Below are 24290 nucleotides of genomic sequence, written 5' to 3' on the forward strand. Positions count from 1 at the left end.
ACTCGAAACGATCCGGCCGGCTTCTTGCTAGCTACGACACGGCGCGCGGAGCACCCGCGCGGCTCACCCCGGAGACTTTCTTTCGATGGAAACTTTCTTCCAGCAGATCATCAATGGTCTGGTGCTCGGCAGCATGTACGCGCTGGTGGCACTGGGCTACACGATGGTCTACGGCATCATCAACCTGATCAACTTCGCGCACGGCGAGGTGTTGATGGTGGGCGCGCTGACGAGCTGGACCGTCGTCACGCTGCTGGCCGACTCCGGCCTGCCCGGCTGGCTGATGATGCTGATATCGCTGATCGCGGCCATCATCGTCTGCGCCGCGCTCAACTTCACGATCGAGAAGCTGGCCTACAGGCCGCTGCGCAGCGCGCCGCGGCTGGCTCCGCTGATCACCGCGATGGGCATGAGTCTGCTGCTGCAGACCATCGCGATGATCATCTGGAAGCCCAACCCCAAGCCTTATCCGCTGCTGCTGCCGACCGACCCGATCGACCTCGGTGGCCCGGTGATCAGCGTCACGCAGTGCCTGATCCTGGGGCTGACGGCGGTGATCCTGGCCTCGCTGATGTACCTGGTGAACCGCACCAAGCTCGGCCGCGCGATGCGCGCCACCGCCGAGAACCCGCGCGTGGCCGCGCTGATGGGCGTGCGCCCCGACATGGTGATCTCGGCCACCTTCATCATCGGCGCGGCGCTGGCCGCCGTCGCTGGCGTGATGTGGGCCGCCAACTACGGCACGGTGCAGCACTCGATGGGTTTCCTGCCGGGGCTCAAGGCCTTCACCGCTGCGGTGCTGGGTGGCATCGGCAACCTGGCCGGTGCCGTCGTCGGCGGCATCCTGCTGGGGCTGGTCGAGGCCATCGGTGCGGGATACCTCGGTGACCTCACCGGCGGCGTGCTCGGCAGCCATTACGCCGACATCTTCGCCTTCGTCGCGCTGATCCTGGTGCTCACGCTGCGCCCCGCCGGCCTGCTCGGCGAACGCGTCGCAGACCGCGCCTGACGTCCTGGCCGCTCCCATGAAGAACAAGCTCTTCCTCTTCCTCCTCGCGGCGGTGGCCCTGCTGGCGCTGCCGATCCTGGCGCAGCAGTTCGGCCAGGGCTGGGTCCGCATCCTGGCGCTGGCGCTGCTGTACGTGCTGCTGGCGCTGGGCCTGAACATCGTCGTCGGCTACGCCGGCCTGCTCGACCTGGGCTACGTCGCCTTCTACGCCGTCGGCGCCTACATGTACGCGCTGCTGGCGTCGCCGCACCTGGCCGAGAACTTCGAGTGGATCGCTCGGGCCTTGCCGGGAGGGATGCACACGCCGATCTGGGCGGTGATACCGCTGGCGGCGGGCCTCGCCGCACTGGCCGGCGTGCTGCTCGGCACCCCGGTGCTCAAGCTGCGCGGCGACTACCTGGCGATCGTCACGCTGGGCTTCGGCGAGATCATCCGGGTCTTCATGAACAACATGGAGTACCCGCTGAACATCACCAACGGGCCGCGCGGGCTGGACCGCATCGACTCGATGAACCTGTTCGGCTTCAGCTTCGGCGAGACCCACTACATCGGCGGCTTCGCGCTGCCGTCGGTCACGCTGTACTACTACCTGTTCCTCGCGCTCGTCATCTTCAGCGTGCTGATCTGCTACCGGCTCGAGCGCTCGCGCATCGGCCGCGCCTGGATGGCCATCCGCGAGGACGAGATCGCCGCCAAGGCGATGGGCATCAACACCCGCAACATGAAGCTGCTGGCCTTCGGCATGGGCGCCACCTTCGGCGGCGTCTCGGGTTCGATGTTCGCGGCCTTCCAGGGCTTCGTCTCGCCCGAGTCGTTCTCGCTGCAGGAGAGCGTGATGATCGTGGCGATGATCGTGCTCGGCGGTCTCGGCCACATCCCCGGCGTCATCCTCGGCGCGGTGATGCTGGCGGCTCTGCCCGAGGTGCTGCGCTACGTCGCCGGCCCGCTGCAGGACATGACCGGCGGGCGCCTGGACGCAGCCATCCTGCGCCAGCTGCTGATCGCCAGCGCGATGATCTCCATCATGTTGCTGCGCCCGCGCGGCCTGTGGCCCTCGCCCGAACACGGCAAGGCCGCACCGCGGCCGGTCACCAAGCTGATGCGCTGAAGGGACGCACGCGACATGTCGGAAACGATTCTCAAGGTTCAGGGCGTCTCCAAGCGCTTCGGTGGTCTGCAGGCGCTGTCGGATGTCGGCATCGAGATCCGCAAGGGCCAGGTCTACGGCCTGATCGGCCCCAACGGCGCCGGCAAGACGACCTTCTTCAACGTCATCACCGGGCTCTACATTCCCGACGCCGGCAGCTTCGAGCTCGGCGGCCAGCCCTACAAGCCGAGTGCGGTGCACCTGGTCGCCAAGGCCGGCATCGCGCGCACCTTCCAGAACATTCGCCTCTTCGCCGAGATGACGGCGCTGGAGAACGTGATGGTCGGGCGCCACGTGCGCACCCATTCGGGGCTGATCGGCGCGGTGCTGCGCACCGGTGGCTTCAAGCGCGAAGAGATCGAGATCACCGAACGCGCGCGCCAGCTGCTCGAGTACGTCGGCATCGGCAAGTACGCCGACTACAAGGCGCGCACGCTGTCCTACGGCGACCAGCGCCGGCTCGAGATCGCGCGCGCCCTGGCGACCGACCCGAAGCTGATCGCGCTCGACGAACCGGCCGCCGGCATGAACGCGACCGAGAAGGTCGTGCTGCGCGAGCTGATCGACCGCATCCGCCGCGACGGCCGCACGATCCTGCTGATCGAGCACGACGTGAAGCTGGTGATGGGGCTGTGCGACCGCGTGACGGTGCTGGACTACGGCAAGCAGATCGCCGAAGGCACACCGGCCGACGTGCAGAAGAACGAGAAGGTCATCGAGGCCTATCTGGGCACGGGTGGCCATTGATGAGCGGCGCGCAGAACATGACGACGACGATGTTGAAGGTCACCGGCCTGAAGGTGGCCTACGGCGGCATCCAGGCCGTCAAGGGTGTGAGTTTCGAGGTCAAGGAAGGCGAACTCGTGAGCTTGATCGGCGCCAACGGCGCCGGCAAGACGACGACGCTGAAGGCGATCACCGGCACCCAGCCGGTGGCCGAGGGCACCATCGAGTACCTGGGCCGCAACATCAGCGGCCAGGGCGCCTGGGACCTGGTCAAGCAGGGCCTGGTGATGGTCCCGGAAGGTCGTGGCACCTTCACCCGCATGAGCATCGTCGAGAACCTGCAGATGGGCGCGTTCATCCGCAACGACAAGGAGATCGACGCCGACATCGACAAGGTGTTCGCGCTTTTCCCTCGTCTGAAGGAGCGCCGCAACCAGCTCGCCGGCACGATGTCCGGCGGCGAACAGCAGATGCTGGCGATGGGCCGCGCGCTGATGGCCCGGCCCAAGGTGCTGCTGCTCGACGAGCCCTCGATGGGGCTGTCGCCGATCATGGTCGACAAGATCTTCGAGGTCGTGCACGACATCCACAGCCGCGGCACCACGGTGCTGCTGGTCGAGCAGAACGCCAGCCGCGCGCTCGGCCTGGCCGACCGCGGCTACGTGATGGACTCGGGCGAGGTCACGATGACCGGCGAGGCCAAGGCGCTGCTGAACGACCCCAAGGTGCGCGCCGCCTACCTCGGCGAATAAACCGCCGGCAGCAAAACGAAGGGCCGTCCCGAGGGGCGGCCCTTCGTCGTTTCGGCGGGCAGCGCGTCAGTCGATCTTCGCCCCCGCGAGCTTGACGACCTGGCGGTACTTGGCGAGCTCGCTCTTGACGAAGCCAGCGAACTGCTCGGGCGTCGTCGGCGCCGGTTCGACCATCAGCGTCGCCATGCGCGCCTTCAGCTCGGGCGTCGCGAGCGCGTCGGTGAAGGCCTTGTTCAGGCGCAGCGTGGTCTCGCGCGGCAGCCCGGCCGGGCCGAAGAGGCCGAACCAGGTACTGATGTCGAAGCCGGGCAGGCCGGCCTCGATCGCCGTCGGCAGCTCGGGCATCACGCTCGAGCGCCGCGCCGTCGTCACCGCCAGCGCCTTCAGCCGGCCGCTGCGGATGTTGGCCGAGGCGGCGGCGAGGTTGTCGAAGTTGAAGTCGACCTGGCCGCCCAGCAGCGCCAGCTGCGCCGGGGCCGCGCCGGCATAGGGGATGTGCACGATGAACAGGCCGGCGCTGGCCTCGAACATCTCGCCGGCCAGATGCCCGGCGCTGCCGTTGCCGCCCGAGCCGTAGTTCAGCTTGCCCGGGTTGCGCCTGGCGTAGGCGACGAGGTCGGCGAGGGTCGCGATCTTCAGCCGCGCCGCGGTCTGCGCGTTCATCACCAGCACGTTGGGCACCTGGGCCACCAGCGTGATCGGCGTGAAGTCGCGGATCGGGTCGTAAGGCATCCGGGCGTACAGCCAGGGGTTGATCGCGTGCGTCGCAACCGCGCCCATCACGATGGTGTGGCCGTCGGGCGCACTCCTGGCGGCAATGTCGGCGCCGAGGTTGCCGCCGGCGCCGGGTCTGTTCTCGACGACGACCAGACCGAGGCTGTCCTTGACACGTTCGGCCAGCGCGCGCGCGATCGTGTCCAGCGGGCCGCCGGGCGGGTAGGGCACGACCAGGCGGATCGGCCGCGAATCGGCGGCGAAGGCCTGGGCGCCGGCGGCAGCCAGTGCGGCGGCGACCAGCAGGTGGCGGCGGCTCGGCATCACGCGGCGGCGCCGTGTTTGTCGGCCTCGGAGGTGAAGGAGTCGGCGTAGAACTCGTCGGCCGGCAGGCCGCAGCGTTCGACGAAGTCGCGCTGCGCGGCTTCGACCATCGCCGGCGTGCCGCAGGCATAGACCTGGTGGCCCGACAGGTCCGGCCAGTCGGCCATCACCGCCTGGTGCACGAAGCCGGTGCGGCCACTCCAGCCGTCCTCGGCCGCGGGCTCGGACAGCACCGGCACGTAGCGCAGATGGGGCAGCGCGCCGGCGGCTTCCAGGCACCAGTCGTGGCGGTACAGGTCGGCGCGGCGGCGGCAGCCCCAGTACAGCAGCACCGGGCGCTCGATCTTCTCGTCGCGCATCTGCTCGACGATCGCCTTCACCGGCGCAAACCCGGTCCCGCTGGCCAGCAGCACGATGGGCTTGGCGCTGTCGGTGCGCAGGAAGAAGCTGCCCAGCGGCCCTTCCAGGCGCAGGATCTCGCGCTCCTTCATCGCGCCGAAGACGTGGTCGGTGAAGCGGCCGCCGGGCATGTGGCGGATGTGCAGCTCGATCGCCGCCGGCTCGCCCAGGCGCTGCGGCGCGTTGGCGATGCTGTAGGCGCGGCGCAGGCCGTCGCGCAGGATGAACTCGACGTACTGGCCGGCGCGGTACTGCAGGTTCTGGTTGGCCGGCAGCTGCAGCCTCAGCACCGCGACGTCGGCCGCGGCGCGTTCGATCGTGAGCACGCGCACCGGCATCTTCAGCACCGGGAACTGGCCGGCCGCGGGCACGCCGCGGGCCTCGATGCTGCAGTCGGTCAGCGGCACCGCGCAGCAGCTCAGCATCAGCCCGGCGGCTTCGTCCTCGGGCGACAGCGCCTTCAGCTGGTGCGCGCCGTGGGTGACGCGGCCGTCGACCAGGCGGCACTTGCAGGCGCCGCAGGCGCCGTCGCGGCAGCCGTAGGGCAGGCCCACACCCTGGCGGATGGCCGCCGCGAGCACCGTCTCGTCGCGCTGGACCTCGAACTCGACCCCGGCGGGGTTGACCTGGACTCTGAAACTCATGGCATCGGACGGCACGTAAACTAACCCGCCATTGTGCCCCCTCCCACCTTGCTGATCGTCGGCTGCGGCGATGTCGGCGTCCGCGTGCTCGAGCAGCTCGGCGGCCGCTGGCGCGTGCTGGCGCTGACCTCTTCCCCCGAACGGCGCGCGGCCTTGCGCGCGCTCGGTGCCGTGCCGCTGGTCGGCGACCTCGACCGGCCGGCGACGCTGGGCCGGCTCGCGGGCCTGGCCGACAGGGTGCTGCATCTGGCGCCGCCGCCGGGGCAGGGCGACGACGACCCGCGCACCCGTGCGCTGCTGCAGGCGCTGGCGCGTTCCGGCCGGGTGCACACGCTGGTCTACGCCAGCACCACGGGCGTCTACGGCGACGCCGGTGGCGCGCGTTTCGACGAGACGCGCGCCGTCGCGCCGGCCACCGACCGTGCCCGTCGCCGCGTCGACGCCGAGCAGCAGATCAGGCGTTATGGGCGGCGTCACGGCGTGCGGGTCGCCATCCTGCGTGTGCCCGGCATCTACGCGGCCGACCGTGCCGGCGGCGACCCGCGCGAGCGCGTGCGCCGCGGCAGCCCGGTGCTGGCGGCGCCGCACGACCCCTACACCAACCATATCCACGCCGACGATCTGGCGCGCGCCTGCGTCGCCGCGCTCATGCGTGCCGCGCCGCAGCGCTGCTACCACGTCTGCGACGACACCGAGCTGACGATGGGGGCGTACTACGAACTGGTTGCCAGTCTCGCCGGCCTGCCGCCGCCGCCGCGTGTGTCGATCGAGGAGGCGCGGCGCACGCTGGGGCCGATGACGCTGAGCTTCATGGGCGAGTCGCGCCGGCTGGTGAACACGCGGCTCAAGCGCGAGCTGCGTCTCGTGCTGCGCTATCCGAGCGTCGTCGAGGGTCTGGCCCCCTGGCGGCCGGCCCCCTAGCGCCGGCGGCTGCCGAAGGGCGGCTGGCGCCGCCAGTAGCGGATCATCAGGAAGCCGCCGACCATGCCGCCCAGGTGGGCGAAGTGGGCGATGTCGCCGCGGTCCATGAAACCCAGCAGCAGTTCGAGCGCGCCGAAGACGATGACGAAGGTGCGCGCCTTCATCGGGATCGGCGGGATCAGCAGCATCACCTGCCGGTTCGGGAACAGCATGCCGAAGGCCAGCAGCAGCGCGAACAGCGCACCCGACGCGCCCAGCGTCGGGTTGTTCGAGCCGGTGAGCGCGGTCATCGCCATCTGCGCCGCCGCCGCCGCCAGCGCGCCGGCGAGCAGGAACTGCAGGTAGCGGCGCTGGCCCCACAGGCGTTCGAGCTCGGCGCCGAACATCCACAGCCCCAGCATGTTGAAGAACAGGTGGAACAGCCCGCCGTGCAGGAAGGCGTAGGTCACGAGCTGCCAGGGCCAGAACATCCCGCTGCCCGGCGGCCAGAGCGCGAACCACAGCGTCAAGGGCACGAAGAACTGCAGGCAGAAGACCGCCGTGCAGATCAGCATCAGCGTCTTGGTGACCGGTGGAAGCGGCGGCATGGATCGGGCCGAGGCGCGGGTAGCCCGGCAATGCTGTCGGGAGGGATGGTGCCCGCGGCCAGACTCGAACTGGCACGCCTTGCGGCGGCGGATTTTGAATCCGCTACGTCTACCGATTTCGTCACGCGGGCGGTGACGGACGGCCGTCAGGCACGCCCGGAGGTCCAAACGATTATGTCATGCGACTTCCGCGCGGCCTCCTGCCGGCGCTGCCACAATGCCGTACGAGGAGCGATGACGATGGATCAAGCGGCCGCACCGGCCTACCCGACACTCGAGGAAACGATCGGCCGCACGCCGCTCGTGCGCCTGCAGCGCCTGCCCGGCGCCGACAACGCCGCCCGCGGCAACCTCGTGCTCGGCAAGCTCGAAGGCAACAACCCCGCCGGCTCGGTCAAGGACCGCCCGGCGATCAGCATGATCCGCCGCGCCGAGGAGCGTGGCGAGATCAAGCCCGGCGACACGCTGATCGAGGCGACCTCGGGCAACACCGGCATCGCGCTGGCGATGGCCGCGGCGATCCGCGGCTACCGCCTCGTGCTGATCATGCCGGAGGACCTGTCGATCGAACGTGCGCAGACGATGAAGGCCTTCGGCGCCGAACTCATCCTGACGCCGCGCTCCGGCGGCATGGAGTACGCCCGCGACCTGGCCGAACGCCTGCAGCGCGACGGCAAGGGCAGGGTCCTCGACCAGTTCGCCAACGCCGACAACCCGCGCGTGCACTACGAGAGCACCGGCCCCGAACTGTGGGAGCAGACCGGCGGGCGCATCACCCATTTCGTCAGCGCGATGGGCACCACCGGCACGATCACTGGCGTCTCGCGCTATCTGAAGGAGCGCAACCCGGCGGTGCGCATCGTCGGCGCGCAGCCGGCCGAAGGCTCGCGCATCCCCGGCATCCGCAAGTGGCCCGAGGCCTACATGCCCAAGATCTACGACCCGCGCGCCGTCGACGAGACCGTGCTCGTCAGCCAGGCCGACGCCGAGGACATGGCGCGGCGTCTGGCGCGCGAGGAAGGGCTGTTCGCCGGCATCTCCGCGGCCGGCGCCTGCTGGGTCGCGCTGCAGATCGCGCGCACGGTCGAGAACGCGACGATCGTCTTCGTCGTCTGCGACCGCGGCGACCGCTACCTGTCCACCGGCGTCTTCCCCGCCTGAACCCGGCCGTGGACGAAGAGGCCTGTTTCTGCCTGCGCTGCGGCAGCGCGCTCGCCTGGCTGACGCTGGACGAGGACGGCGGCCCCAAGAGCCGCCGCCGCTGCCCGGCCTGCGGCTGGACGCATTGGAACAACCCGACGCCGGTGCTGGCGGCGATCGTCGAATGTGCCGACCGCGGCGGGCGCCTGCTGCTGGCGCGCAACGCCGCCTGGTCCGGGCGCCTGTTCGCGCTGATCACCGGTTTCATGGAAGCCGGCGAGAGCGCCCAGGACGGCATCCGGCGCGAGGTCGCCGAAGAGACTGGCCTCGAAGTGCAGAGCCTGGACCTGGTCGGTGTCTACGACTTTCAGCGCATGAACCAGGTCATCATCGCCTGGCATGCGCTGGCGCGCGGGGAGATCCGGCTGTCGCCCGAACTGGCCGAATACCGGCTGTTCGAACCGTCCGAAGTGCGCTGCTGGCCGGCCGGGACGGGTTACGCGCTGGCCGACTGGCTGCGTTCGCGCGGCCACGAGCCGGTCTTCATCGATTGGCCGCCGCGCGAGCCGGCGGCTCCCGCCGCCTAGAATCCGCCACGATGGACGCCCTGCCTTTCGACAAGGAACTCGACACCCGCGGCTTGAACTGCCCGCTGCCCATCCTGAAGGCCAAGAAGGCGCTGGCCCTGATGACCAGCGGCGAGGTTCTGAAGGTGGTCGCGACCGACCCGGGTTCGATGCGCGACTTCCAGGCCTTCTCGCGCCAGACCGGCAACGAACTCGTCGACCAGCACGCCGACGGCGCCGAGTTCGTGCACTGGCTGCGGCGGCGCTGAGGCCGCCGGGTCTTCAGAGCTCCAGGCTGCGCAGGTAGTCGCGGAAGCCCGGGCCCAGCTGCGGGTGGGCGAGCGCGAGTTCGACGTTGGCCTGCAGGAAACCTTCCTTGCTGCCGCAGTCGAAACGTTTGCCTTCGTAGCGGTAGGCGAAGACCTTCTCACGCCGCAGCAGGCTGGCGATGCCGTCGGTGAGCTGGATCTCGCCGCCGACGCCACGCGGCTGGCTCATGATCTCGTGGAACACGCCCGGCGTCAGGATGTAGCGGCCGGCGACACCCAGGCGCGACGGTGCGTCCTCGGGCGCCGGTTTCTCGACGATGCGGGTGACGTCGACGATGCGGTCGTTGATCACGGTGCCGTCGACGATGCCGTAGCGCCGCGTCTGTTCGGCCGGCACTTCCTGCACTGCCAGGATGGACGCGCGCCACTCGTCGTACTGCTCGACCATCTGCTTGAGAACCGGCGGCTCGCCGACCATCAGGTCGTCGGCCAGCAGCACTGCGAACGGTTCGTTGCCGACCAGGCGGCGGCCGCACAGCACCGCGTGCCCCAGGCCCAGCGCCTGCGGCTGGCGCACGTAGATGCACTCCATGTCGTCGGGCTTGACGCTGTGCACGACGTCCAGCAGGTCCTTCTTGTGGGCCTGCTCGAGCGCGACCTCGAGCTCGAAGGTCATGTCGAAATGGTCTTCGATCGGGCGCTTGTGGCGGCCGGTGACGAAGATCATCTCGCGCACGCCGGCGGCGTAGGCTTCCTCGACGGCGTACTGGATCAGCGGCTTGTCGACGACCGGCAGCATCTCCTTGGGCTGCGCCTTGGTCGCCGGCAGGAAGCGAGTGCCGAGACCTGCGACCGGGAATATTGCCTTTTGGACCAACATTTAGTTACATAGAATGGGTTGATTCGAATTCATTGTGGCACGCGATCCCATGCGTCAGATGGCGTGATGTCAGTGCCTGTTTCCGCATGGAAGTGCTGATCGTCGAGCCGCTGGAACCGCGTGCGCTCGACTGGCTCGGCAAGCGGCGTGCCATCCACGTCGACCCCAGCCTCGCGAGCGACCCGCGCCGTTTCGAGGCGCTGCTGGCGAACGCGCGTGGCATCGTCGTGCCGCCGACGATGCGGCTGGATGCGCGCATGCTGCTCGCGGCACCGGCGCTGCGCGCCGTCTGCCGGCTCGAGGGCGGGCCCGGCAACATCGACCTGCTCGCTTGCGAAAGTGCCGGCATCGCCGTGGTGCAGCCGGCCGGAGCCGGTGCCGTGGCCGAAGCCGAGTTCGCGACCGCCGCGATGCTGCAGCTGCTGCGCCGCGTGCCGGTGCACGAAGGCGAGGGCGTCTACGTCGGGCGCGAGCTGTCGGCATCGACCGTGGGCATCGTCGGCATGTCGCCGACGGCCCGGCTGCTGGCGCAGCTGGCCGGCGGGTTCGGCGCCCGGGTCGTCGGCTACGACCCGGCGCTGCACGCCTCGGACAGCGGCTGGCGCCAGACCGGCATCCGCCCGGTGCCGCTGGCTGAACTCTTCGAGTCCTGCGACGTCGTCGTCGTGCTGCTGGCCTACTACTCGCGTTACCACGGCCTGCTGGGCGAACGCCTGCTCGAAGCCTGCAAGGCCGACCAGGTGCTGGTCTGCCTGTCGCCGTCCTCGGTCTTCGACGAGGAGGCGCTGGCTGCCGCGCTCGGCAGCGGGCGCCTCGCAGCGGCCTGGTTCGACCGCATCGAGCCCGGCTGGCTGGACCCCGGGCGTGCGCTGTGCGGCATCGACACGCTGCACGTGACGCCGCGGCTGGCGCCGTCGACACGCGAGTCGCGTGCGCGCGGCGCCTGGGCGCTGGTGCGCCGGCTGGACGCGCTGCTCGGCGCGCCGCCCGCCGACGCCGCGTTCACCGAGACGGTGCCAAGCGCGCTCTTTGGTCCTGGAGGCGATCCAGAGCTTGCGTGAAGCCGTCCAGCCGCGCCTGCTCCTGCTGCACCACGGCTGCCGGCGCGCGCGCGACGAAGCTCTCGTTGGCGAGCTTGGCGCGCGCCTTCGTGATCTCGCCTTCCAGGCGCGCGATCTCCTTGCCCAGGCGCGCGAGTTCGGCCTCGACGTCGATCTCGACGTGCAGCGCCAGCCGCAGCCCGCCGCCCAGCGCCACCGGCGCGGTCTGGGTCGCGGCGGCGAAGGCGGCGTCGTCGGCCGGGGCGCGCACCTCGGCCACGCGCGCCAGAGCCTTCAGCAGCGGCGCGGCCTGCTCGACGAAAGCGGCGTCGCCGAAGGCGATGAGCGGCACGCGTTCCGAAGCTGACAGGTTCATCTCGCTGCGCAGGTTGCGCACGACACCGACCACGGCCTTGAGCCGGCCGACCCAGTCCTCGGCGGCGGCGTCGATCTTCTCCGGCTGCGCGACCGGGTAGGGCGCGGTGACGATGGTCTCGGCGACCTTGCGCCGGGCCACCGGCGCCACCGTCTCCCAGAGTTCGGCGGTGATGAAGGGCGCGAGCGGGTGCAGCAGGCGCAGCACGGTCTCGAGCACGCGGATCAGCGTGCGCCGCGTCGCGCGCTGCGCGGCCGCGTCGCCCTGGGCGATCTGCACCTTGGCGATCTCGAGGTACCAGTCGCAGTACTCGTCCCAGACGAAGGCGTAGATCGTGTTCGCGACGTTGTCCAGCCGGTACTCGGCGAAGCCCTGGGCGACGGCCTGCTCGACACGCTGCAGCTGGCTCGTGATCCAGCGGTCGGCCGGCGAGAACACCATGTGCGTGCTGCAGTCGCCGCTGGCACAGGCGGCATCGGCGGCGGCGTCCAGGCCGCAGTCCTGGCCTTCGCAGTTCATCAGCACGAAACGCGTGGCGTTCCAGAGCTTGTTGCAGAAGTTGCGGTAACCCTCGCAGCGCTTGGAGTCGAAGTTGATGTTGCGCCCCAGGCTGGCGTAGCTCGCCATCGTGAAACGCAGCGCGTCGGCGCCGAAGCCGGGGATGCCGGCCGGGAACTCCTTCTCGGTCTCCTTGCGCACGCGCGGCGCGGTCTCGGGGCGGCGCAGGCCGGTGGTGCGTTTGTCCAGCAGCGCCGGCAGCTCGATGCCGTCGATCAGGTCGACCGGGTCGAGCACGTTGCCTTCGCTCTTGCTCATCTTCTTGCCCTGCGCGTCGCGCACCAGGCCGTGGATGTAGACGTCGCGGAACGGCACCTTGCCGGTGAAGTGCGTCGTCATCATGATCATCCGGGCGACCCAGAAGAAGATGATGTCGAAGCCGGTCACGAGCACCGACGACGGCAGGAACAGGTCCTGCTCGACGGTCTTCTCGGGCCAGCCCAGCGTCGAGAACGGCACCAGCGCCGACGAGTACCAGGTGTCGAGCACGTCTTCGTCGCGCTTCAGTTCACCGGTGTAGCCGGCGGCTGCGGCGCGCGCGCGCGCTTCGTCCTCGCTGCGTGCAACGAAGAGTTCGCCGCCCGTGCCGTACCAGGCCGGGATCTGGTGGCCCCACCAGAGCTGGCGGCTGATGCACCAGTCCTGGATGTTGTTCATCCAGTGGTTGTAGGTGTTGACCCACTGTTCCGGCACGAAACGCACCTGGCCCGAGGACACGGCGTCGATCGCCTTGGCGGCGATGCTCTTGCCGTCGGCGCCGGGCTTGTTGACGGCGACGAACCACTGGTCGGTCAGCATCGGCTCGACGATCTGGCCGGTGCGTTCGCAGCGCGGCACCATCAGGCGGTGCTTCTTGGTCTCGACCAGCAGGCCGAGCGCGTCGAGGTCGGCGACGATGCGTTTGCGCGCCTCGAAGCGGTCCAGGCCGCGGTAGGCCTCGGGGGCGTTGTCGTTGATCGTCGCCTGGAGCGTCAGCACGCCGATCGAGGGCAGGCCGTGGCGCTGGCCGACGGCGTAGTCGTTGGCGTCGTGCGCCGGCGTCACCTTGACGACGCCGGTGCCGAACTCGCGGTCGACGTAGGCGTCGGCGATGACGGGAATCGTGCGTTCGGCGAGCGGCAGCTTGACGCGCTTGCCGATCAGCGCCGTGTAGCGCTCGTCCTCCGGGTGCACCATCACCGCGGTGTCGCCGAGCATGGTCTCGGGCCGCGTCGTCGCGACGACCAGGCTGCCCGAGCCGTCTTCCAGCGGGTAGCGGATGTGCCAGAGGAAACCGTCTTCCTCTTCGCTGGCGACTTCCAGGTCCGAGACCGCCGACTGCAGCACCGGGTCCCAGCTGACCAGGCGCTGGCCGCGGTAGATCAGGCCTTCGTCATAAAGGCGCACGAAGGTCTCGGTGACGACGCGCGAGAGCTTGTCGTCCATCGTGAAGTACTCGTGGTCCCAGCTGACGCTGTCGCCCAGGCGGCGCATCTGGCGCGTGATCGTCGCGCCCGAGCTCTTCTTCCAGTCCCAGACGCGGGCGACGAAGTTCTTGCGGCCGAGTTCGTGGCGCGACTGGCCGGCTTCCTGCAGCTGGCGCTCGACGACGATCTGCGTGGCGATGCCGGCGTGGTCGGTGCCGGGCACCCAGAGCGTGTTGTCGCCGCGCATCCGGTGGTAGCGCGTCAGCGAGTCCATGATCGTCTGGTTGAACGCGTGCCCCATGTGCAGCGTGCCGGTGACGTTGGGCGGCGGCAGCTGGATGCAGAACGAGGCCTTGGCAACGTCCAGCGTCGGCGCGTGCGCGCCGCTGGACTCCCAGACCGGGGCCCAGCGGGCTTCGATGGCGGCAGGTTCGAAGGACTTGGCGAGTTCGGACATGAGGCGCGTGGGGGATCTGCGTGCGCCCGTGAGGCACACCCGGCAGACGAATCGGAGAAGATCGGGATTGTAGGTTGCCACCCCCGGCCGGGAGACCGCCCCATGACCTTGACCGCCTCGCCTCTGGCGCGTGCCCTGCGCCGCGCCGCCCTCGTCTTGCTGCCCGTCGTGCTCGCCGCCTGCGGTGGCAGCGGCGACGACGAGGGCGGCGGCGCCGCAGACTGCAGCGTGGCCTCGCGCCAGGTCTGGCTGCGCGACTACATGGCCGACTGGTACTTCTGGTACCGGATCTCGCCGCGCCCCGACCCGTCGGGCTATGCCAGCCTGGACAGCTACTTCGACGCACTGCTCTACACCGGCACCAGCGCCGACTTCCCCGCCGACCGCTGGAGCTACTTCGACAGCACCGAGGACTTCAACCGCTTCTACGGCGAAGGCCGCACGCTGGGCTACGGCGTCTCGGTCGCCGGCTTCGAGGTCGAGGGCGCTCCCGATCAGCCGCTGTACGTGCGCGCCGTCGAGCCCCAGTCCGACGCCGCCGCCCGCTGGGTCGTGCGCGGCGACGAGATCGTCTCGATCAACGGCGTCGCTGCCGCCGCGTTGATCAACGACGGCAGCTTTTCGGTGCTGACCGCCGCCAACGCCGGCCAGACGATGACGCTGGTGCTGCGCCGCGACGGCGCCACGCGCACGGTGACCGTCACCGCCACCGAATACGCGCTGACGCCGGTGCCGACGAGCAGCGTCGTCACCACCGCCGGCGGCCGCAAGCTCGGCTACGTCGTCGTCAAGGACATGATCTCGCAGGTGGGCACGCCGCTGGCGCAGGCCTTCGCCGGTTTCGCCAGCGCCGGCGTCGACGAGGTCGTGCTCGACCTGCGCTACAACGGCGGCGGCCTGGTGTCGGTGGCGACGACGGTCGGCTCCTACGTCGCCGGCAGCGCCAAGTCGGGGCAGACCTTCGCCTCGCTGCTCTACAACGACCGCCACAGCGACCAGAACCAGAGCTTCCGCTTCCAGAGCCCGGCGTCGGCAGCCGGTGTCGCGCGCGTCTTCGTGCTCGTCGGCCCGCGCACCTGCTCGGCCAGCGAGCAGGTCATCAACGGGCTGCGCGGCGTCGGCGTCGAGGTCATCGCGATCGGCGACACCAGCTGCGGCAAGCCGGTGGGGTTCCTGCCCCAGGACGACGGCTGCGGCCGCACCTACAGCGTCGTCAACTTCGAGTCGGTGAACGCGCGCTACGAGGGCCGCTACTTCGACGGCTTCGCGCCGACCTGTGCCGTCGCCGAGGACTTCACCCAGCCGCTGGGTGCCGCCAGCGAGCCGCTGCTGGCCGCCGCGGCGAACTACGCCGACAGCGGTGCCTGCCCGGCCGTGGCCGGCGTGCGCGCGCTGTCCGTGCCGCGCAGCGGCTGGCGGAAACCGGAACCCGGTGAACGCCGCGGCATGATCGCGCGCTGAAGCGCCCGGCGGGCGGTTCAGGCCGCCGGCCGGACCTCGGGCACGACGCGGTTCTTGCCGTGGCGCTTGGCTTCGTAGAGCCGGGCGTCGGCGGCGGCCACCAGCGCCTGACGGCCGTCGGCGCCGTCGCGTTCGGCCAGGCCGAGCGACAGCGTGACCTGCAGCCCGGGCGCGATCGCCGGCCAGCCGTGGGCCTCGACCGCGGCGCGCATCGCCTCGCAGACGCGCAGCGCGTCGTCGGCGGCGGCTTCGACGAAGACGACGCAGAACTCCTCGCCGCCGTAGCGCGCGACGAGGTCGATGTCGCGGCAGTGGCGGCGCAGCAGCGATGCGACCTCGCGCAGCACGACGTCGCCGGTGGCGTGGCCGTAGCGGTCGTTGATGCGCTTGAAGTCGTCGATGTCGATCATCGCCACCGCCAGCGGGTGGCCGTTGCGCAGCGCGCGCGCGTATTCGTCGCGCAGCCGTTCCTCGAGATGGCGCCGGTTGGCGACGCCGGTGAGCGCGTCGGTGCGGGTCTGCGCCGTGAGCCGCGCCGACTCCATGCGTGCCATCGCCGCGTCGTGCTGTGCACGCGCGAGGTCGAAACGCACCTGCAGCGAACGCAGCTTGCGGTCGGACTCGGCGTTGAACTGGGAGCGTTCGGCCTCGTGGAAGGCTTCGTGGTGGACGAGCGCGGCCTCGAAGCGGCCCGCGGCCTTGTGCAGCGCCCACAGCGCCTTGTGCGCACGCGCGACGTGGTTGCGGCCGCCGAGCCGGGTGGCGAGGTCGACCGCACGTTCCAGCGCCGCCAGCGCTGCCGCATCGTCGCCGGCGGCAGCGAGCAGTTCGCCCAGCAGCACGTGGCCGTGGCACTCGGCGCTGCGGTAGCCGGTGCCGACGGTGCGCTCGATCGCCTGGCGCAGCGTCGCCAGCGCCTCGTCGCGGCGGCCGAGTGCCACCAGCGGCTCGACCCGGTTCAGCGCCGCGATGATGCAGGCGCCGGCGGCGGCGGCTTCGGTCTCGCCGATGGCGATCGCACGGTCCAGGTACTCGAGCGCCTGGGCGTGGCGGCCCAGGTTCTTGCAGTTGATGCCCATGTTGTTGAGCACATTGGCGCAGCCCGCCTGCTCGCCGGCCTGCTCGTAGAGCGCGAGCACCTCGTGGTACTGCTGCAGCCCGGCCTCGGGCTCGCCGCTGCGCGAGCGCACGACGGCGATGCTCAGCAGCGTGTTGCCCAGCTGCACCGGGTCGCCGAGCGCGCGTGCGACCTCGGCCGCGCGCACGCCCCAGTCCAGCGCCGTGTCCAGCGCGCCGGCTTCCTCGGCGGCGATGGCCAGCGCCCGCAGCGCCTTGCAGCGCGGCAGCAGGTCGTCCTCGGCCACGAGTTCGAGCGCGGCTTCCAGTTCGGCCAGCGCGTCGGCGTGGCGGCCGCAGAACGCGAGCGCGACGCCGCGCACGCGGCGCGCGCGCGCCAGCCCCCGCATTCCCAGCGCGCCACCCGCCAGCGCCTGTTCGGCCAGGCGCAGGGCCTCGCCGGGGCGGGTGTAGTAGTGCGTCTCGGCCTGGTCGAGCAGCCGCTCGCCCTCGGCCGCCGCCGCTTCGTCGGCGGCAGCGTCCGCGGTCGGGGCGTCGGGGCCGGACAGCGTGTTCACATGAACAGGTGTTCGCCGGCGTTCTCGCCGCCGAGGATCACGTAGTTGACCTTCTTCAGGTCGGCCAGCGCGCGCCCGCCGGCGTAGCTGATCGAGCTCTGCAGGTCCTCGCGCATCTCGCGCAGCGTGTCGCCCAGCCGGCCCTTGATCGGCTCGAGGATGCGCTTGCCCTCGACGTGTTTGTACTCGCCCTTGTTGAAGTCGCTGGCCGAGCCGTAGTACTCCTTGTAGCGCTTGCCGTCGACCTCGACGGTCTGGCCCGGGCTCTCCTCGTGGCCGGCGAACAGCGAGCCGACCATCACCATCGCGGCGCCGAAGCGCACGCTCTTGGCGATGTCGCCGTGGTGGCGGATGCCGCCGTCGGCGATGATCGGCTTGGTCGCGACGCGCGCGCACCACTTCAGCGCCGACAGCTGCCAGCCGCCGGTGCCGAAGCCGGTCTTCAGCTTGGTGATGCAGACCTTGCCCGGGCCGACGCCGACCTTGGTCGCGTCGGCGCCCCAGTTCTCGAGGTCGATGACGGCCTCGGGCGTGGCGACGTTGCCGGCGATGACGAAGGCCTGCGGCAGGCGCTTCTTGATGTGCTCGATGGTCTCGCGCACGCTGTCGGCGTGGCCGTGGGCGATGTCGATCGTGATGTAGTCGGCCCCGACGCCGTCGGCCGCGAGCCGGTCTATCGTCTCGTGGTCCTGCGGCTTGACGCCCGAGCTGATCGAGACGAACAGGCCCTTGTCGCGCATGCGCCGGGCGAAAGCGACGCCGTCCAGGTCGAAGCGGTGCATCACGTAGAAGTGGCCGCCGGCGGCCAGCATCTCGGCGATGGGCTCGTCGATCACCGTCTTCATGTTCGCCGGCACCACCGGCAGCGTGAAGCGGCGGGCGCCGAAGGTGATGGAGGTGTCGCACTCGCTGCGGCTTTGCACGCGGCACTTGCGCGGCAGCAGCAGGATGTTGTCGTAGTCGAAGATTTCCATGGCCGGGGCTTTCGCAAACCGTGAGAGGCGATGGACCCGGCTGCGTGGACGCCGGCTACGGGCGGCCCCGACGGGGCGGCTTTCTGGCCGGACACAGTTTTCGAGTCCGGTGACCGATTCTACGCAGCGACCGGGGCGCGGCACTTGTCCCCCTTGGCGTCGTGCCGCGGGCCGGTGCGCGGGCGCGTACGGCCGGCGCGTCGGCGGCAGGTCCGCGTGCTACGCTGGCAGCACAGAAGGCCGAGACAGACCGCCCCGTTTTCATGGCCAACAAGAGCCGCAGAGACCCGTTGGGACCGCGACATCACCAGGAGCGGTTGGCTCTTGCCGTGCTGCTGCTGGTCGTCGGCCTGACGCTCGCGCTGGTGCGGTTCCGGGCGCGCGACGATCTGCTCGCGACCGAGACCGCGCGTCTGGCCGGCCAGGCCACCGCGGTGCGTTCCGTGCTCGCGCAGCAGATCCAGTCGACCCAGTCGGTGCTGGCGGCGCTGCGTGCCGGCATGGCGCCGGCGCGTCCCGCCGCCATCCAGCTGCCGCTCAGCGCCGTCGGTGAAGCCATGCTCGGCGTCGACGACGTGTTCCGGGTCGATGCCGACGGCCGGGTGATCGCGGCCGGGCGGCCCGGGTCGCAACCGGCTGCGTTCGGCGGGCTGCCGGCGGTGCGCGCGCGCGACCGGCTGCACCTGCTGCTCGCGCCCGACCGCGAGCGCCCGGACAGCTGGCGCCTGCTGATGCTGCTGCCGCTGGACGACGGCGGCTGGCTCGGCGCCGCGCTCGACACCGAATACGCACGTGTCGTGCTCGCCGCCGTGCGTTATGCGCCGGACATGCTGGTGTCGCTGTCGCACGGCAGCGGCCGGGTGCTGATGTCCGAGCCGGTGCGGCCGGGCTCGGCGGCGATCGACCTCTCGCGCAGCAGCCAGCCTTTCATGAACCACCGCGCCAGCGGGCTCGAGACCAGCGTGCAGCGCGGGCTGAGCGCGCTGTCGGGCGACGAGCGCCTGTTCGCGATCACGACGCTGCGCGCGCCGCTGGTGCCGATGGACGGCGAGCTGGTGTTCGGTACCAATCGCAGCGTTGAGGCGGTGCTGCGCGACTGGAAGCGCCAGACCTTCATCGCGACCGTGCTCTTCGTGCTGCTGTCGGCCATCAGCGCTGTGGGCCTGGCGCTGATGCACCGGCGCCAGCGTGCCGCCAGCGAGAGCCAGCGCGAGCAGTCCGAACGCCTGGCGCTGGCGCTGCGCGGCGCCGACCTCGGGCTCTGGGACAACGACTTCGTGCGCGGCGGCGGCACCGTCAACGCCCGCTGGTGCGAGATCCTGGGGCTGGCGCCGCGTACCGGCCAGGACATGCGTGCGGCCTGGCTCGAGCGCCTGCACCCCGAGGACCGCGAGCGTGTGCTCGCCGCCGAGGACCTGCACCTGGCCGGCGGCAACGAAGCCTACGAGGCCATCTACCGGCTGCGCCATGCCGACGGCCGCTGGGTCTGGGTGCTGGACCGGGGCAAGGTGCTCGAGCGCGCCGCCGACGGCAGCCCGCTGCGCATGGCCGGCACGCTGCTGGACATCAACGCACGCATGCTCGAGCGCCAGGCGCTGGAACGCAGCGAGCGGCGGCTGGCGATCACGCTGCAGTCGATCGGCGACGGTGTCATCGTCACCGACCGTCGGGCCTGCATCACGCGGCTGAACACCACCGCCGAGCGCCTCACCGGCTGGACCGACGCCGAGGCCTTCGGCCGGCCGCTGGCCGAGGTGCTGCGCATCTTCAACCAGACCAGCGGCGAGCCGGTGGCCAACCCGGCCGAGACCGTGCTCGCCACCGGCCGCATCGTCGAGCTGGCCAACGACACGGCGCTGATCGCGCGCGACGGCCGCCGCCTGTACATCGAGGACAGCGCGGCGCCGATCCCGGGCGCCGACGGCAGCGTCGACGGTGTCGTGCTGGTCTTCAGCGACGTCACCGAACGTTATGTCGCGCGCCAGGCGCTGCGCGAGCGCGAGCGCCTGCTGGCCGGCATCACCGACGCGCTGCCCGGGCCGGTCTCGCGCCTGGACCTGCAGGGCCGCTACCTGTTCGCCAACGCCGCCTACCGCGAGTGGTTCGGCGCCGACCCGGCGGCGATGGTCGGCCGTGGCATCGCCGAGATCATCGGCGCGCCGCTGCACGAGCGAGTCCACACCTATCTGCAGCGCGTGCGCGGCGGCGAGACGGTGCGCTTCGACGTGCCGCTGACGACGGTCGACGGCGTCGTGCGCCAGGCACTGGTCACGCTGCTGCCCGACCGCGATGCCGACGGCACGGTGCGCGGCCACTTCGCGATCACCTTCGACATCGGCGACCTCAAGCGCGCCGAGGAGGCGCTGCGTGCCGGCGAGCGCCGGCTGCGCGTGCTGCTCGAGAACCTGATGACCGGCGTCGTCGTGTACGGCGCCGACCTGGCGGTGCGCGACGCCAACCCGGCGGCGCTGCGGCTGCTCGGCATGCAGGACCTCGAGGCGCTGCGCGCGTGCGACGAAGCCGGGTCCTGGAACCTCGTCGACGAGGACGACATGCCGCTGGCGCCCGAGCGCTACCCTGCGGCGCGTGCCCGGCGCGAGCAGCGCCGCATCGCCGACCTCGTCGTCGGCGTGCAGCGTCCCGAAGGCGGCACGGTGTGGGCGCTGTGCAATGCGGTGCCGCTGACCGGGGATGACGGCCGGATCGAGTCGGTCGTCGTCACCTTCGCCGACATGACCGCACGCCGCGAGGCCGACCGTTTCGAGCGCCGCAAGCGCGAGGCGCAAAAGCTCGAGGCCATCGGCACGCTGGCCGGCGGCATCGCCCACGACTTCAACAACATCCTCGCCGGCATCCTCGGCCGGCTGACGCTGGCGCGGGAGGACGCCGCCGCCGGCCGCCCGGTGCACGAGCACCTCGAGCAGGCGATGCATGCCGGGCTGCGTGCGGTGGCGCTGGTGCGCAAGATCCTCGAGTTCAGCCGCGGCGAGAGCGGCAGCCGCGCGCTGCAGCCGGCCGCCGCCATCGTCGAGGAGACGCTGGACCTGCTGCGCGCGATGGTGCCAGCCGGCGTGCGCCTGGACGCGCGGCTGCCGGCGCAGCCGGTGTGCGTCGAGGTCGACGCGACCCAGCTGCAGCAGGTGCTGATGAACCTGGCGACCAACGCCTGGCATGCGCTGCCCGAGTCGGGCGGCCACGTCGAGTTCGGCCTCGAGCGCCTGGACCCGGCCGCGGCCGACGGGCTCGGCGAGCCGGCGCTGGCCGGCGCCGCGGTGGCGCACCTGTGGGTGCGCGACGACGGCAGCGGCATCGCGCCGGAGCTGCGCTCGCGCATATTCGACCCGTTCTTCACCACCAAGGAGGTCGGCAAGGGCACCGGCCTGGGGCTGTCGGTGGTGCACGGCATCGTGCAGGCGCACGACGGCGTGATCCGGGTCGACAGCACGCCGGGTGCCGGCAGCAGCTTCCACGTCTACCTGCGCTCGCCCGAGCCGCCCGCGCCGGCACCGGCCGTGGCCGCCGGTGCGCCGCCGGCTCCGGCGGCCCCGTTGCGTGGCGGCCGCGTGCTGCTGGTCGACGACGACGCCAGCGTGGCCGAGGTCCACGGCCAGCTGCTGCGCCGCGCCGGCCTGCGGGTGCGGGTCTGCAGCGGCGGCGCCGAGGCGCTGGCGCTGCTGCAGGCGGCGGCGTCCGACTTCGACATCGTCGTCACCGACTACAACATGCCCGACGCCTCGGGCCTGGACCTGGCGCGCCGCATCGCGGCGCTGGCGCCGGCGCTGCCGGTGGTGCTGAGCTCGGGTTTCGTCGACGACGCGCTGCGCGCCCGCGCCGCCGCCGCCGGCGTGCGTTTCGTCGTGCCCAAGGAGGAGAGCCACGAGCGCCTGGTGCCGGTGGTGGCCGCGCTGCTGGCGGCTCAGGCCGGCTCCTAGAATCGGCCGGATGCATCTCCAAGACGCGCAATTGCTGCGCAACCTGAATCCGGAACAGCACGCCGCCGTCACGCTGCCGGCTGAAGCCGCGCTGATCCTCGCCGGCGCCGGCTCCGGCAAGACGCGCGTGCTGACCACCCGCATCGCCTGGCTGCTCGCCACCGGGCAGGTGTCGCCCGGCGGCGTGCTCGCCGTCACCTTCACCAACAAGGCCGCCAAGGAGATGCTGACGCGGCTGGGCGCGATGTTGCCCATTCCCGTGCGCGGCATGTGGATCGGCACCTTCCACGGCCTGTGCAACCGCTTCCTGCGTGCCCACTGGAAGGCCGCCGGGCTGCCGCAGAGCTTCCAGATCCTGGACAGCGGCGACCAGCTCTCGGCCGTCAAACGTGTCGTCAAGGCGATGAACCTGGACGAGGAGCGTTTCGTCCCGAAGCAGGTCACCTGGTTCATCGCCGGGCAGAAGGAGGAGGGCCGGCGCCCGCACGCCGTCGAGGCCATCGACGAGCACACGCGCAAGCTGGTGCAGGTCTACGAGGCCTACGAGGAGCAGTGCCGGCGCGAAGGCGTGGTCGACTTCGCCGAGCTGATGCTGCGCAGCTACGAGCTGCTGCGCGACGACGAGGCCCTGCGCGAGCACTACCGCCGGCGCTTCCGCCATGTGCTCGTCGACGAGTTCCAGGACACCAACCGGCTGCAGTACGCCTGGCTGAAGATGTTCGCGCCGCCGGGGCAGGCGGGCCAGGGCGTGTTCGCCGTCGGCGACGACGACCAGAGCATCTACGCTTTCCGCGGCGCGCGTGTCGGCAACATGGCCGACTTCGAGCGCGAGTACCGCGTCAAAAGCGTCATCAAGCTGGAGCAGAACTACCGCTCCTTCGGCAACATCCTCGATGCCGCCAACGCGCTGATCGCGCACAACTCGCAGCGCCTGGGCAAGAACCTGCGCACCGACGCCGGGCCGGGCGAACCGATCCGGGTGCAGGAGTCGGCCAGCGACTACGCCGAAGCCCAGTGGCTGCTGGACGAAGCGCGCGAGCTGCACCGCAGCGGCGTGGCACGCAGCGAGATCGCCGTGCTCTACCGCAGCAACGCCCAGAGCCGGGTGCTCGAGAGCGCGCTCTTCAACGCCGGCATTCCCTACCGCGTCTACGGCGGTCTGCGCTTCTTCGAGCGCGCCGAGGTCAAGCATGCGCTGGCCTACCTGCGGTTGCTGGAGAACGCCGACGACGACACCAGCTTCCTGCGGGTCGTCAACTTCCCGGCGCGCGGCATCGGCGCACGCTCGATCGAGCAACTGCAGGACGCTGCGCGCGCCAGCGGCCGCAGCCTGGCGCAGAGCGTCGGCGCGGTCGCGGGCAAGGCCGGCATCAACCTGCAGGGCTTCGTGCACAAGCTGGGCGCGATGCGCAGCGCGACCCAGGGCCTGACGCTGCGCGAGATCATCGAGCACGTGGTGCACGAAAGCGGCCTGCTCGACTTCTACCGCACCGAGAAGGAAGGCCAGGACCGCATCGAGAACCTGCAGGAACTGGTCAACGCCGCCGAGAGCTTCGTCACCCAGGAAGGTTTCGGCAAGGACGCGGTGGCGCTGCCGCTGGACGAACACGGCCCCGGCGCGCTCGCCGGCGGCGGCGAGGCGGCGCTGCCCGCGCCCGATGCCGAGACCGGCGAGATCGTTTCGCCGCTGGCGGCCTTCCTGACGCACGCGTCGCTGGAAGCCGGCGACAACCAGGCCCAGGCCGGCAGCGACGCGGTGCAGCTGATGACGGTGCACTCGGCCAAGGGGCTGGAGTTCGACGCCGTCTTCATCACCGGCATCGAGGAAGGCCTGTTCCCGCACGAGCAGGCGCTGTCCGAGGCCGACGGCGTCGAGGAGGAGCGGCGGCTGATGTACGTCGCGATCACGCGTGCCCGCAAACGCCTGTACCTGAGCTTCAGCCAGACCCGCATGCTGCACGGCCAGATGCGCTACAACGTCAAGAGCCGCTTCTTCGACGAACTGCCCGAAGGCGCGCTGAAGTGGCTGACGCCGCGGCTGGCGGGTTTCGGCTCCAGCTATGCGCGCGAGTACCGCGAGGCCTGGGACCGCGGCCAGGGGCTGTCGGGCATCGTCGGCGCCGGCCGCGTCGAGCGAGCCGAGCCCTGGCAGCAGCCGGTGCCGTTCACGCCCAAGGCCCCGCCCGCGGCGCCGGGTCAGCCGGTGCTGCGCACCGGCCAGGCGGTGTTCCACACCAAGTTCGGCGAAGGTGTGGTCGTCACGCTCGAAGGCCAGGGCGAGGACGCCCGCGCCCAGGTGCGCTTCGGCCGCCACGGCAGCAAGTGGCTGCTGCTGGCGATGGCCAAGCTGACGCCGATCGAGTGATCGTCCGCG

At 70.8% G+C, this 24290-nt stretch carries 19 protein-coding genes and 1 tRNA gene; 12 read left to right on the plus strand and 8 right to left on the minus strand.

Annotated features, from left to right (window positions below):
* The first annotated feature begins 85 nt into the window (after positions 1-85).
* The 4 genes from CKO43_RS06655 to CKO43_RS06670 are packed head-to-tail and all read left to right on the plus strand — an operon-like array spanning position 86 to position 3634.
* On the plus strand, positions 86-1009 hold the full coding sequence (locus CKO43_RS06655) for a branched-chain amino acid ABC transporter permease (protein ID WP_200226380.1): 924 nt from the start codon (positions 86-88) through the stop codon (positions 1007-1009).
* 16 nt (positions 1010-1025) lie between these two features.
* Entirely contained in the window at positions 1026-2117 is a 1092-nt protein-coding gene (locus tag CKO43_RS06660; protein WP_200226382.1) for a branched-chain amino acid ABC transporter permease, read from the plus strand.
* 15 nt (positions 2118-2132) lie between these two features.
* Positions 2133-2903 (plus strand): ABC transporter ATP-binding protein, encoded by a 771-nt coding sequence (locus CKO43_RS06665; protein ID WP_200226383.1) that lies wholly within the window; start codon positions 2133-2135, stop codon positions 2901-2903.
* 17 nt (positions 2904-2920) lie between these two features.
* Positions 2921-3634 (plus strand): ABC transporter ATP-binding protein, encoded by a 714-nt coding sequence (locus CKO43_RS06670; RefSeq protein ID WP_200226527.1) that lies wholly within the window; start codon positions 2921-2923, stop codon positions 3632-3634.
* Between the two features lie 66 nt (positions 3635-3700).
* Here the strand turns inward: CKO43_RS06670 and CKO43_RS06675 are convergent, their stop codons facing one another.
* Together CKO43_RS06675 and CKO43_RS06680 are read right to left on the minus strand one after the other, a co-directional pair.
* Entirely contained in the window at positions 3701-4672 is a 972-nt protein-coding gene (locus CKO43_RS06675) for a Bug family tripartite tricarboxylate transporter substrate binding protein (protein ID WP_200378211.1), read from the minus strand.
* On the minus strand, positions 4672-5715 hold the full coding sequence (locus CKO43_RS06680; protein ID WP_200378212.1) for a CDP-6-deoxy-delta-3,4-glucoseen reductase: 1044 nt from the start codon (positions 5713-5715) through the stop codon (positions 4672-4674). The genes CKO43_RS06675 and CKO43_RS06680 overlap by 1 nt, the downstream gene beginning before the upstream one ends.
* A gap of 33 nt (positions 5716-5748) precedes the next feature.
* On the opposite strand from CKO43_RS06680, the gene CKO43_RS06685 reads away from it, so the two are divergent.
* Positions 5749-6636 (plus strand): NAD-dependent epimerase/dehydratase family protein, encoded by an 888-nt coding sequence (locus CKO43_RS06685; protein WP_200226386.1) that lies wholly within the window; start codon positions 5749-5751, stop codon positions 6634-6636.
* Here CKO43_RS06685 and CKO43_RS06690 read toward each other — a convergent pair.
* A complete protein-coding gene (locus CKO43_RS06690; RefSeq protein ID WP_200226387.1) occupies positions 6633-7223 on the minus strand; it encodes a rhomboid family intramembrane serine protease in 591 nt (196 codons plus the stop codon). The genes CKO43_RS06685 and CKO43_RS06690 overlap by 4 nt on opposite strands.
* A 46-nt stretch (positions 7224-7269) precedes the next feature.
* Positions 7270-7354 (minus strand) — tRNA-Leu (locus CKO43_RS06695).
* A gap of 109 nt (positions 7355-7463) precedes the next feature.
* On the opposite strand from CKO43_RS06695, the gene cysM reads away from it, so the two are divergent.
* Genes cysM through CKO43_RS06710 form a run of 3 tightly spaced genes read left to right on the plus strand, consistent with a single transcriptional unit; the run spans position 7464 to position 9198 of the window.
* A complete protein-coding gene (gene cysM, locus CKO43_RS06700) occupies positions 7464-8384 on the plus strand; it encodes a cysteine synthase CysM (RefSeq protein WP_200226389.1) in 921 nt (306 codons plus the stop codon).
* An 8-nt stretch (positions 8385-8392) separates the two neighbouring features.
* Positions 8393-8950, plus strand: a complete 558-nt coding sequence (locus tag CKO43_RS06705) for an NUDIX domain-containing protein (protein WP_200378213.1) — start codon at positions 8393-8395, stop codon at positions 8948-8950.
* A gap of 11 nt (positions 8951-8961) precedes the next feature.
* Positions 8962-9198 (plus strand): sulfurtransferase TusA family protein, encoded by a 237-nt coding sequence (locus CKO43_RS06710; RefSeq protein WP_430699132.1) that lies wholly within the window; start codon positions 8962-8964, stop codon positions 9196-9198.
* A gap of 13 nt (positions 9199-9211) precedes the next feature.
* Here the strand turns inward: CKO43_RS06710 and galU are convergent, their stop codons facing one another.
* Complete coding sequence (gene galU, locus CKO43_RS06715) at positions 9212-10078, minus strand: UTP--glucose-1-phosphate uridylyltransferase GalU (protein ID WP_200378214.1); 867 nt, start codon at positions 10076-10078, stop codon at positions 9212-9214.
* A gap of 86 nt (positions 10079-10164) precedes the next feature.
* Here galU and CKO43_RS06720 point away from each other — a divergent pair, with 86 nt between their 5' ends.
* The gene (locus CKO43_RS06720; RefSeq protein WP_200378215.1) at positions 10165-11139 is read left to right on the plus strand and encodes an NAD(P)-dependent oxidoreductase; all 975 of its coding nucleotides are present in this window, start codon (positions 10165-10167) and stop codon (positions 11137-11139) included.
* On the opposite strand, the gene CKO43_RS06725 is transcribed toward CKO43_RS06720, so the two are convergent.
* Entirely contained in the window at positions 11081-13915 is a 2835-nt protein-coding gene (locus CKO43_RS06725; protein WP_200378216.1) for a valine--tRNA ligase, read from the minus strand. The two genes, CKO43_RS06720 and CKO43_RS06725, sit on opposite strands and share 59 nt — an antisense overlap.
* Before the next feature lie 102 nt (positions 13916-14017).
* On the opposite strand from CKO43_RS06725, the gene CKO43_RS06730 reads away from it, so the two are divergent.
* Complete coding sequence (locus CKO43_RS06730) at positions 14018-15376, plus strand: S41 family peptidase (RefSeq protein ID WP_200378217.1); 1359 nt, start codon at positions 14018-14020, stop codon at positions 15374-15376.
* Positions 15377-15393: 17 nt separating this feature from the next.
* On the opposite strand, the gene CKO43_RS06735 is transcribed toward CKO43_RS06730, so the two are convergent.
* Entirely contained in the window at positions 15394-17010 is a 1617-nt protein-coding gene (locus CKO43_RS06735; protein ID WP_346728216.1) for a tetratricopeptide repeat-containing diguanylate cyclase, read from the minus strand.
* Positions 17007-17984, minus strand: coding sequence for a GMP reductase (locus CKO43_RS06740; RefSeq protein WP_200226396.1), 978 nt, complete (start codon positions 17982-17984; stop codon positions 17007-17009). The genes CKO43_RS06735 and CKO43_RS06740 overlap by 4 nt, the downstream gene beginning before the upstream one ends.
* A gap of 290 nt (positions 17985-18274) precedes the next feature.
* Between CKO43_RS06740 and CKO43_RS06745 the strand changes: the two genes are divergently transcribed.
* Complete coding sequence (locus tag CKO43_RS06745) at positions 18275-21916, plus strand: PAS domain S-box protein (protein ID WP_242481079.1); 3642 nt, start codon at positions 18275-18277, stop codon at positions 21914-21916.
* Positions 21917-21926: 10 nt separating this feature from the next.
* Positions 21927-24281: a UvrD-helicase domain-containing protein gene (locus tag CKO43_RS06750; protein WP_200226398.1), complete on the plus strand. Its 2355-nt coding sequence runs from the start codon at positions 21927-21929 to the stop codon at positions 24279-24281.
* Positions 24282-24290 lie beyond the last annotated feature (9 nt).

This window comes from Rubrivivax gelatinosus, from assembly GCF_016583785.1.
GTDB classification, from domain to species: domain Bacteria; phylum Pseudomonadota; class Gammaproteobacteria; order Burkholderiales; family Burkholderiaceae_C; genus Rubrivivax; species Rubrivivax gelatinosus_B.